The 7,504-nt window shown below is 53.5% G+C and carries 7 protein-coding genes; all 7 read right to left on the reverse strand.

All coding sequences use genetic code 11. The annotated features are described in order from the left end of the window. Window positions 1-270 precede the first annotated feature (270 nt). A complete protein-coding gene (locus tag ADK28_RS25460; RefSeq protein WP_048796998.1) occupies window positions 271-1,515 on the reverse strand; it encodes an STY4528 family pathogenicity island replication protein in 1,245 nt (414 codons plus the stop codon). Between the two features lie 114 nt (window positions 1,516-1,629). Beyond that, window positions 1,630-1,893 carry a hypothetical protein gene (locus ADK28_RS25465; protein WP_012004773.1) on the reverse strand — a complete coding sequence of 88 codons (264 nt, stop codon included), beginning with the start codon at window positions 1,891-1,893 and terminating at the stop codon, window positions 1,630-1,632. Then, window positions 1,890-2,519: a DUF2857 domain-containing protein gene (locus ADK28_RS25470; RefSeq protein WP_012004772.1), complete on the reverse strand. Its 630-nt coding sequence runs from the start codon at window positions 2,517-2,519 to the stop codon at window positions 1,890-1,892. The genes ADK28_RS25465 and ADK28_RS25470 overlap by 4 nt, the downstream gene beginning before the upstream one ends. A 4-nt stretch (window positions 2,520-2,523) precedes the next feature. Further along, window positions 2,524-3,243, reverse strand: a complete 720-nt coding sequence (locus ADK28_RS25475; protein WP_048796999.1) for a DUF2786 domain-containing protein — start codon at window positions 3,241-3,243, stop codon at window positions 2,524-2,526. Beyond that, window positions 3,243-4,988: a ParB family protein gene (locus ADK28_RS25480; protein WP_048797000.1), complete on the reverse strand. Its 1,746-nt coding sequence runs from the start codon at window positions 4,986-4,988 to the stop codon at window positions 3,243-3,245. The genes ADK28_RS25475 and ADK28_RS25480 overlap by 1 nt, the downstream gene beginning before the upstream one ends. 2 nt (window positions 4,989-4,990) lie before the next feature. Next, complete coding sequence (dnaB-PI, locus tag ADK28_RS25485; protein WP_048797001.1) at window positions 4,991-6,346, reverse strand: SPI-7-type island replicative DNA helicase; 1,356 nt, start codon at window positions 6,344-6,346, stop codon at window positions 4,991-4,993. Further along, entirely contained in the window at window positions 6,343-7,269 is a 927-nt protein-coding gene (locus ADK28_RS25490) for a ParA family protein (RefSeq protein ID WP_065426216.1), read from the reverse strand. Before ADK28_RS25490 ends, dnaB-PI begins: the two co-directional genes overlap by 4 nt. Window positions 7,270-7,504: the final 235 nt, after the last annotated feature.

Below are 7,504 nucleotides of genomic sequence, written 5' to 3' on the forward strand. Positions count from 1 at the left end.
TGCAACGCAAGGTGAGTTCACCACGTGCTTACTTAGCAGCAATCCAAAACTCTTTTTCATTTCCAAAGGAAAAGTGATGACGTAAAGCATCGGTCACTTTTCAATCACTGTTGGCAGTGCCAACAGTGAGCGCTTTTTAACCAATCGAGCTCGTACCTGAGAGAATCGAAAATTCTGGATACACTAGCCAGATCTTCAGCTGTTTAGTTTTTAACCGGTGCTGGCACTGCCAACAGTGTGCATTTTTTGAACACGAATACCCCTCCAGATTTATGACCTATTTTTTGCACGTGCCATTCCCAGACGTAACTTCGCAACAATGTCGCTGACATACTCCCGCGAAGCCAGATGCTGGCGGGATGGTCCTGCTGGTTTTACGGGCGCCGCAGGGCAAGGTATTTGGCGTGGCGAAACAGGCCTGACAGGCTCTGGGAATTTGGCACTCGCATACAGCTCACCGTTCCGGGCACGCTTGATCACCGCCAGCAGCCAGCCCGTGGGGTTATTCAGGCTGCCTTTGCCCATTGTCTGCTCAAGACTCTCCAGAACCTGGCGAGCAGCATCTGCAGGCAATGCCTTAAGCTGGACAGCTATCTGCCGCAAATCATCCGCCGCCATGCTGTGTTGCAGTTCAGCTGGCAACTCAGGTACGTACGTTGTTTTATTCACACTCTGTGTGAAAGAACGTACGTTACAGTTCGGTTTGGTTGATGCGCCGTAAGTGACTGATTTCAGCATGAGTTCGGAAAGCGAACTCGGTGTTTTGCCCCCCTGTTTTACACTGAGTTCGGACTCCGAACCCGGGGATTTTTTACTGAGTTCGGCATCCGAACGGGGGGAGTTTTCCTGCCGGTGAGACACTCTGGCGGCCATCTGTTGCGGGGTTTGTGGTGAACCCAGCCGTTCAGCAATTGCCGCCATCTGGGAATGCTGATGTCGCATTGTCGGGTCATTTTGAATATCGGACAGTACCGACCAGGCCGTCTGGCTGACGGTACGGTTCTTGTGCGCACAACCCATGGCGACCGTATCAAGCCAGGTCGGGTCCAATGTCTCCGCATCACGGGCCGAGAGCGGCTCATCATGTTGGGCATAGATATTGCCCTTCACCCGCCCCTTGTCGTCACGCACACGTCGGCACAAACTGAGCCAGCCGGTCAGGCGTAACATCAGCAGCACGCGGCTGACAGTCTCGCGGGACGCCTTACCGTTAAACGGCGAGGCGAGCTGCAGCTGCAGTTCGTCATAGGTAGGGAACACGGCGCCCTGGTTCTGTTGCGCGTACAGACGGATCATTATCCACGCGGTTTTATCCAGCGGTGACAAACGGGTGTCCAGGAGCAACCGGCGGGGGATGGAATCATGCACATTCCCCATGAACAAGAGACCGCTGCGCAGATTCGTGACATCGGGAGCCCCCGCGTGCTTTTCGGCACCTATTCGTTCCGCCAGGCGGGCATTCATTTGTTCGAGCGTAAAGGTGATCAGGCTATCATCAGGTGTTTTTATGCTCATCGATTTTGCGCATCCTTTTACGCTGCCCTCGCCCACAGGGCGAAGGCGTCAAGCGGTTGTTGGCCTAACGGCACTCAGGCCTGTACCCGACAACCAGGCACAGGGTGAATGTCATCACTTCCACAGTTCGTTGTTGTAGCGCTCGTGGGTCAACAACTCCCAGTCATCACCACTGTTTCGGCTGAGCAGTCGCCAACTGGTACCGATATCAATCTTCATCCAGGCACGCCCGGGGGCGTGCTTGCCTTTGACATGAAGCTGCTTGTAGTTACGCTCCCCGCTGCGGAAGCGCCTGACCTGCTCCTTCGCCTTTTTTTGACAGGACGGCGGCGCCGAACGAGGGACCTGCAACCCCGGCATTAATATCACCGGCTTCATGCCAGCCTCCTTGCATTTCCTCCCGGCGTACCGCGTGGCGTACGCACGGCCTGAATGGCTTTTCTGGCAGTAGCAGTCTGAGGGGCATCAAAGCTGCGAACGGCATGCCAGACCGCTGTCAGAGAAACATCCATCTGCTCGGCGGCCAGCATCATGACGTCCAGTCCATCCGCACTGGAGGCGTCATCGACGTCCGCTTTTTGCCACTGACGCCACAATGCCGCATTCTCGTCGTCGCTGAGCGCCGCACACCGCCCCTGCCGAATATTGATACCGGTCATGCGCCGGCGAGCGGCGACTTCAACGGTGGAGAGGCCAAAGTAGTGCTGCATCATTTCGATAGAGCCCCCTAACGCCAGTGCACGGTCAATCCGCTGCATACGCTGCTGCTCGCGGCGCGCGTGTTGCAACATCAATGAGAAATTCTCGTGATGGATTTGGAAGGTCAGCACCGATACGGAGCTGTTCATCAGGTAATGCAGATCTTCAATGGTCAAACCATGCAGCAGCTGCATCTCTTCCGTTGTCAGCCCCAGGGACTCACAACGGCGGATATAGCCTGATTTCAACTCCATCACCAACTGCGTGAGCAGGCTGTTCGTTGCCTGCGATAAGCTATTACTCATTGTCCTATTCCCCCCCAATGCTATGTGCGATTGCCACTGGCCCATCACCCTGAACTCCCTGGTGCAACCTGGCGTTCTGCCCTGCTTTAAACCCCTGGCTGCGGGCAAGATCACCACCACGGCATCCTTTCAACGCACGTGTCTTGGCATCCACCATGTCCTGATTAGCAATCCAGGTCGTCATCAATTGCTGCTCGTTGTCTGGTACCGGGAAACTGGAAATGACCCGCTGTACACCACGCACCCAACCGGCCCGAAACTGCTCGGCGCGTGCACGGCGCGTGCTCAGTTTCAGGCGGCTATTCTGGGTTTTCAGGTAGTCTGCAGTACTCTCTTTCAGTTGCCGGCTCAGCACATCAAACGCATAGGCAGCAACGGCCGGCCGCTCACTGAAGCCGTAGAACGTCACATTGCGACGCTGGCCAGAAGGGGTATCCCGCCATGAAAAATACAAACGACATCCAAAGGCGCGGGCAATTGCCCACGCCAATCCAGACATCCATTCGGGCAGTTTTTGTTTCGCTTCGGAAGGAGCTCCCTGGCTCGGTGCCGTCTGGATAGATGACAGGCTGGCTTCCAGCTCGCTGATGCCATATTTCTCCATCAGCTTTTGCGCCCGGGCTAACGCCAGCCCTGCCTCATGGGCATTGCTGTTGCTGCGGGCCAGTTCGAGGAGTTTGCGCACCAGTTTCACCAGGCGCACTTGTCGTTGTGAATGACTCATCAGACGGCCTCCCCGGTTACAGGTAAATCCCTCTGCAGTTCACGCAGCCGACGCAAAACGCGAATAAGACGCATCAATTTCACGGCATGAATATCGTCAAGCAAAGGCCAGTCAGCAGGATTCTCCGACCCGATGAGAGCTTCATTGAGCGAGCTGGTTCCGGCACCGTCCGGGTTATTGCCGGCAAGCGTAAGGAGTAACGCGGTGAAACGAGATGGACGCTCGGCAGCCAATGCGTAACCGGCAGACTGTAAGGCCGCTTTATCGGCTTTGATTTCAGCCTCGCAGCCCGCCACTTCGGCCAGTTCAAATGCCAACCGGAAGGTGATCACCTGCAGGTGCTCGATATCGTCCTGCAGAGCCGGAATAGCCCAAATTGAGGAGACCGGCTCAAGTCCTACCTCGGCAAACGGCACCTCTGCAGCAGGGGTTACACCTTGCTTTGGCTGTGTCTCAGTATTGCTATGAGGGGCAGTCGACTCATGAGTACCAGGCAGGGGATATTCATTGACGGTATCATTTTCACCGTCTAAAACCGTCTCAATGTCACCTGATAACACCGAAGAAGCACCGTATAAATCAGGTTGAGTTTCAATACGTGGTTCAGTTTGAGGGGTAGGCGTTTCCCCTTCCTGAGAGTCCTGTGATTCCTCATCAGCAGCACCTGTCGACTCATGCAGCGCACTGTCCAGCACCAAAGAAGCCCCACCTCCCCGCACGTCAGGTTCCGTTTGACCACTGGTATCTTCCTGTTGCAGTGCTGGCACCAGTTCGACAGTATTTCCCTTACCTGACAGCTCAGGCGCTAATGCCGGCGCAGGCTCACCGAGATGCTTACGCCGGTTTTGCTCTTTGGGATCGAGCTCCAGTAACCAGCGGTCATAATTGAGCAACGGGTGTGGCAATGCGTTGATAAGGGCACCGATCAACTCATCGCGAAACATATCCAGCGAGTAGATTTCGGCGTCATCAAATTGGTTGCAGACTTTGCCAAAGACACTATCAAACGGTTCTAGAACTTCGACAGTAACACTATGTTCCTGCCAGGTTTTCTCAGCTTCAGCTCGTAGTGCAAGCAAATGACGAATCTGGGGTGCCCCCAACCCCGATTTAAGAAGAGTTGGCATGAATGGGTACAGGTATTTCACCGTATCTTCCATACGACTGATACTGGAGAAATGTACCGGATATCCATCAGCCCCCATCAGACTTGAGAGCTCACGTAGAGAAACAGCTTTACCTAATGTTTCTTCATACAGTGCACGGGCATCCCGGATCCCCAGCGCTTTTTCGATAAATGCCAGATCACCGCGCTGTTCATTCTCGGCCAGATGGCCAAGAAGACAAGACAAACGGCCTGGCCACGGCTTGAAAACACAAGAAATACGGTAAAACCGCTCATCCCCTGTTTCTTGCCACAATTCCTGCAGGATTGAATAGCGAGTGTTGCCACCATCGCTAAAGAAATAACCCAATTCAGGTTGTTCAGGGTCAAGAGTAACTAATGGCACTGTTCTCAGGCCACGAACACGAATCCCCGCCTTGATTTCATCATATTCAGGGTTCCGGGAAATTCGCGGGTTATACGGCGATACGCTCAACTGGTCGAGAGTCAGCACCAACGGCATCTCACTTACTGGCAGTGCAGACATTGTCGAGGTTGATGCTTGAGTGCCGACAGCGGTTTTTCCCTGCTGGAGCAAAGCAGTGTTCAGATCAAGGAGCTTGGTTTTAGCACGCGCCATGGTTACGCCCTCCCCGAGTATTGGCCATACTGACCGTCGTGGAGGTCGCTGAACGCGGTGAATTGCCCTTCAAACTTGACTCGAACGGTACCCGTTGCCCCCTGCCGCTGCTTACCAATAATAATTTCTGCCGTGCCGGCATCATCAGAATCAGCGTAATAAACTTCATCACGGTAGATGAACGCGATCACATCCGCATCCTGCTCCAACGCACCGGAATCGCGCAGATCGCCATTGAACGGACGCTTATCCGCACGGCTCTCCAACTGACGGTTCAGCTGAGACAGCGCGACGACGGGACAGTCGAGTTCTTTGGCCAACGCTTTCAGGCTGCGGGAAATTTCCGCAATTTCCTGGGTGCGGTTCTCCTGCCCTGGGCAACGCATCAACTGCAGGTAATCGACCATGATTAAACCCGGCTTACCGTACAAGCGAGTGTAGCGGCGAGCCCTGGAACGCAGCAGTGCGGGGGTCAAATATGATTCATCGTCAATAATCAGGCGGTTTTCCAATGGCAATAAGCGTTCCAGCGCTTTGGAAATACGCGCCCAATCTTCATCATCCAACTGGCCACTGCGCAGACGTGAAAGTTCAACCCTTCCGTCTACAGCAATGAGACGTTGAAGCAGTTGCTCACGCGGCATTTCCAGACTGAAGAAGAATGCAGGTTTCTCCGTGCCACGAAGCGCGCCAGTGTAGGCGCCCAACGCAAAGGCGGTTTTCCCCATCGAAGGCCGTGCCGCAAGCAAAACCAAATCTCCGGGCTGCAAACCACACGTCATATCATCAAGCTGTGAGAAACCGGTCGGGGTGCCGGTGATACCATTGCCGCCATTCACCGTCTCCAGATAGGTCACAACATCATTCAACCCATCCGTCAGGCTGACATTCTGCTGTGACTGGGTTTGCTCAGAGATCTGAAACAATTGCTGCTCAGCCCGCTCGGTCAGGGCCGCAGACTCTGCGCGGGGATTGGCGGCATCAGCGCTCAATTCACGCCCGAGTTGCAACAGGCTGCGCAGACGACTGCGTTCAGCCACAATCTCGGCATAGGCGACAATATTGGCTGCACTCGGCGTGTTTTTAGATAATTCCGCCAGATAAGCAAAACCACCCACCTGTTCAAGCGCACCATTTTGCTCCAGTGATTCATGGAGCGTAATCAGATCAATCGGCTGTTGAACAGCCATCAGGCGAGCCATGGCCTGGAAAATTCGGCGATGAACCGCCAGATGAAAATCACGCTCGCCAACCAATGGGAGAACGTCATCCCACCGCTCGTTATCCAGCATCAAGCCGCCGAGAACGGCCTGCTCAGCATCGGAGGAATAAGGAATATTGGTTGTTGTCTGGTTCATAGCTGCACCTCCGACTTCCCGGCCAGTAGTGCATCAAAGTCTGATTTCCACTGAGGGAACAGTTCACAAGCCAGCATATGCATGGTGTCAGCAGCTGCCAGTGTAGATGTGCGAACTGTGGTCTTTTCAAGCCGATGAACAGGTTGACCGGAAGCATGCCCCATTTTGTAAATTTCCAGTTTGGGGATGATGGTGTCGAGAAGGGAGACATCGAAGGCATCTGCACGCAGATATTGGCCATTTTTGATGATACTGCGCAAACTTTCCAAAGTCTGCCAATCCAGATTTGTGTACTCCATGCAGTTGGTCAGGATACGGATACGAGGTAACGCGATGCCGTAGCAGGTCAGCGGCAATAATCCCTCCATCAACCCCAATGTGCCACGCAGAAACTCACGGGTGTCCGGCAGTATAGGCTTGATAACCCCGACAGCGAATTCTGTGCTGGCCACCAGGATCAGTTCGAGCATCACAGACGCCGCACCTTTCGAATCAATGATGATGACGTCGTACTCGTTGAACAAAGGGTGCTGCAGAACATTCTTTAGACGCATCCGTCCATCAGGGGCATGCAACATGGCAGAAGATAAACGGTCGTGGGGATCGTTGGAAACGATGACATCGAGATTAGGGATAACAGAACGGGAGATGATTTGCTCGGGGTGATTGAGGTCGACCGTCTTCATCAACAGTTCATACAAACCGTTGGGGGCCTCATATTCCAGGGAAAAAATGCTGCTCGCGGTAGGTTGAGAGTGGTCGCCATCAATGAGGAGAGTCTTTTTACCAGCATCAGCTAGGAAGCCGGCAAGATTGGCACTTTGGGTAGATTTACCTTCGCCCCCTTTAGTTGAGACCATAGGGATAACACGAGGTTCTGGGTGGCTGACACCCATAGATGTGACTTTAGCTAATGTATGCATGTTTTACACTCGAATTTATCAATTCGCGTGTAAACGGTTAAATTATATATCTTTTAACATTTTATCAACAAGCACAGGGATTGAAAATCCCCGTGTCCTTGGTTCGATTCCGAGTCCGGGCACCACTTTCACTTCTATGTACATCTCCCAAACTCCACAAAACTCAAGTATAATCACTGTCATACGTCATTTTCTGACATGCCGAACTCCACTGACTTCAACTCAATGCTACCTT

The organism is Serratia sp. 506_PEND (assembly GCF_001076875.1).
Taxonomy (GTDB): Bacteria; Pseudomonadota; Gammaproteobacteria; order Enterobacterales; family Enterobacteriaceae; genus Serratia; species Serratia marcescens.